General features: G+C 38.1%; 4 protein-coding genes. All 4 read left to right on the top strand.

Annotated elements, in window-relative coordinates; all coding sequences use genetic code 11:
* Positions 1-246: 246 nt before the first annotated feature.
* The 4 genes from K1J10_RS10285 (at position 247) to K1J10_RS10270 (ending at position 3203) form a co-directional block, all read left to right on the top strand.
* Complete coding sequence (locus K1J10_RS10285; protein ID WP_048789734.1) at positions 247-573, top strand: PadR family transcriptional regulator; 327 nt, start codon at positions 247-249, stop codon at positions 571-573.
* The gene (locus K1J10_RS10280; RefSeq protein WP_223357283.1) at positions 570-1370 is read left to right on the top strand and encodes a hypothetical protein; all 801 of its coding nucleotides are present in this window, start codon (positions 570-572) and stop codon (positions 1368-1370) included. The genes K1J10_RS10285 and K1J10_RS10280 overlap by 4 nt, the downstream gene beginning before the upstream one ends.
* Positions 1367-2197, top strand: a complete 831-nt coding sequence (locus tag K1J10_RS10275; RefSeq protein WP_223357281.1) for a hypothetical protein — start codon at positions 1367-1369, stop codon at positions 2195-2197. The genes K1J10_RS10280 and K1J10_RS10275 overlap by 4 nt, the downstream gene beginning before the upstream one ends.
* Before the next feature lie 400 nt (positions 2198-2597).
* Positions 2598-3203 (top strand): DUF3290 family protein, encoded by a 606-nt coding sequence (locus tag K1J10_RS10270; RefSeq protein ID WP_061563703.1) that lies wholly within the window; start codon positions 2598-2600, stop codon positions 3201-3203.
* Positions 3204-3287 lie beyond the last annotated feature (84 nt).

Below are 3287 nucleotides of genomic sequence, written 5' to 3'. Positions count from 1 at the left end.
AGCTTACAGAACTGCTTGTGAAGCTCTAGAGGATGAGTTCAAGTAAATGTTGCACTTATTCTTGCAATTTATCTTATTTAAAAATAATTGTATATTTAGTCATAATGTTCGTTTTTATCGAGTTTCATGCAGTATTTTTAACTATTATGCTTTACAAACTAGCTAAGGAGGAGTATACTAATAATGAAAGTACTAGTATGTAAAACAAACTAGCCAAAAAGAGGCGGTATAGAAAGGGGGAGCAGGATGAAAGAGTCGCAATTGCTCAAGGGTGTCTTGGAAGGTTGTGTTTTAGAAATTATTTCAAAAAAATCTATTTATGGCTATGAATTGATCCAAAGTCTCAAGGAAACCGGCTTCGATAAGATCGTTGCGGGGACCGTTTATCCCTTGCTTCAGAAGCTAGAGAAGCAGGGAGTTATAGTAGGAGAAATGAGGCCCTCTCCGGATGGACCTGATCGCAAATATTTCTCTCTAACCATGGAAGGAAGAGAGCGCCTAGAGGAATTTTGGAACCAGTGGCAGGATCTGGTCATTAAAGTAGAACGCGTGAAAAAGGAGGGGGAAGCATGATCGAAGATTATACAGAAAAAATGTCAGCCGAATTGATGCACCTAAATAAGGACAATCAATCCTATATGAAAAAAATGGTAGCTTATATTGGAGTGAAGTCCTATTTTTATGATGATGAGCTACTGGGTGAACAGCTCTACAATATGGTTTGCGATTTAAAAGTTGCTGAGAAAGAGGGTAATCGGGCAGTGGATTATTTTGGAAAGGATCCAAGGGCCATGATGGACCAAGTTCTCTCGGAGTTACCTAGACGCAGGCTAGGTTCTTATGTGGGGTTATTCTTGATTCTTGGAACGATTTTCGTTGGCATGCGATTTGTAATGGATTTTGCCTGGATGTTGCCACTGGTGGTTGCCCCCTTAACATACCTGCTAGATCTACTTACTTTCTTTGTGTACAGTCAATTTATGATGTGGCTTTGGTGCAAGCAGAGCTATGGGGAAATCAAGTGGCCTTGGGCTCTTGTTATCAGTGTGATTAGTTTGATCCTGTCTCCTAGGATAGAGCGCGTGTTTTCTGACCATTTGAGTCTGAATCGAAGTATCCTTTTGCCAGATGGTTGGGCGATTGTTCTTGCATTTCTGATTCTTCTTGGATTTACGATTATGACCTATAGAAATCAAGGACGGCTTGCTGTTAGCCTACTGGTCATGGGAGTGACTTTCTTTGTAACTGGATGCTGTGTTCGCTTTGTGAATCCAGGAACTGCTAATTTATTACGCTGGCTACTCCCTCTGATAGGACTAGTCTTGTCCTTCATTGTATTTCGTCTCCAAAGAAAGGGGGAAACATCATGACATCAGCTATTTATTATGAAGAAACGCAGGCTTTGGTTCAAACCTTTAGCCAGGAGGACCAAGCTTATTTCCAAGATCTCTGGGATTATTTCAATTTTGCCGGCTTCTTATATGAGGAGAAAGCTTTAAGAGAGCAGGTCTATAATTTAGCGCTAGATTTTTCACAAGCAAGCGGTGATGGATTGACAGCCAAGGACTATTTTGGACAGGATCCCAAGGGAATGGCAGACCAAATCATAGAAAATATGCTTAAAGAATCCACGCGGTCTGTTCTGAAGTATGGGGCGATTGTCTCGGGAATTGTGATTTTTTATCGCCTCTTAAGTGATTTTGCCTCGCAAGCAGTCCTGGTTCTCAAGCCCCTGGTCTATCTAACGGATAGTATTTTAGGACTTTTAGCCGTTGGGATACTATTTTATCTCCTTCGTCACCTCATTTTTGCAGAAGAAAAGTCAAAAAAAGCAATTTATGTGGCAGTTGTTCTCGTCCTTGGGATCTATTTCATCAGTGAAATGATAGGGGTCCGTTTCTTGCCAACTCTAGGTTGGTTGACGGTACCTAGTCCATGGGATGCCTTCCTGATGACAGGGGCTAGTGCAGGACTTATCCTCTGGCAGTGGAAAGAAGAGTTTGCTCGTGCCTTCATCTTTCCGATTCTGTCCTTCTTAGTAGTGGGATTCTTGCATCGCTGGACTTTGGCCCAAGGGATTCAGAATTCCAGCATGACTATCATTTTGCCGACGGTGATCATCGTTATAGGATTGATGATTTACTATTGGTTCACGATACGCGCTTTGAAAAAGAACAAGACAGAACATGCCGAATAGAGTGAAAAGGGGGAGGAAGCTCCTCCTTTTTGCTGTTGAAAAGCAACGAGAAAGCTTGATTTTTGTTATAATGAAAGGGAGTATGAAGCAAAGTAGAAGATCATGACATTTGAAGAAATTTCAAATAATAGTAATCATAAATTCTTTAATGAATTCCATATAGAGTTCTAGTTTCTTAAATTATATTTTCTAGAGTTTACCTACATTTCTTATTTGTTCACTCTTGAATCATTTGCAGAGGGTAATAATAAGATTCATTTTAATTGAGCTTGATTAGTAACTCACGTCTATATAGTTCTATATAGTAGAATTGTATTTTCGAAAAGTTGGAGTAGTTATAGATATTTATTAAGTATAAAAAAAGTAAAAGATAAGATTGAAAAATGAATAGGAGGTTATTATGAGATTTATTATTTCATTTATTACATTTTGTGGTTTAGTTGGTGTGTGGTATTTTATAAAAAAACAACCTAATATAAAATATCGAAACATTTCAGTTTTGGTCTCTTTAATTAGTTTTGCTATATTTGGTTTATTCTTTAGAGAGGAAAAAACTCAACAAACTTCGGTCAGATCTGTTGTTAGTTCAAGTAGTTCATCTTCGAGTTTATCGACAACAACTCAAGCGTCCTCCTCGACTTCAGAAGTAAGTTCATCAACTTTAGCGTCAAAAAAATTTAATGATGAAGGGTTTCAAAAATACGCTAGTCAATTTCAGAATAAACTGAATGAGATGGTTAAAGAGACGGGGCAAGTTTATAGTGCTACAGGGAGAGGGCTTATACTATATTTGACTGTTCCACAAGACTTTAAATATAATTCAAAAGATAATATTCAAGAATTTGCTGATAAAGTGTTGCAGGTCAAGAATGAAACTTTTCCTGTTTGGCTTGTTGAAAACGGCTACTCTGCCCAAGATGTAAGTATTCGTCTACACATTAAGACAGAAGATGGAACGACTATAGCAAAAGAAAAAATTTTGGGATCAATGAAGGTTACGAAATAAATAATTAGCCCTGTTGTAAAATGAAGTGCAACACAAAAGACATGTTCATCTGATATACTAGAGTTGCAAAAAACAGTATAGAGG

Source organism: Streptococcus australis (assembly GCF_019930045.1).
GTDB classification, from domain to species: Bacteria; Bacillota; Bacilli; order Lactobacillales; family Streptococcaceae; genus Streptococcus; species Streptococcus australis_D.
Note: the sequence above shows the minus strand (reverse complement) of the source record. Positions and strands in the feature narration are given on the sequence as shown.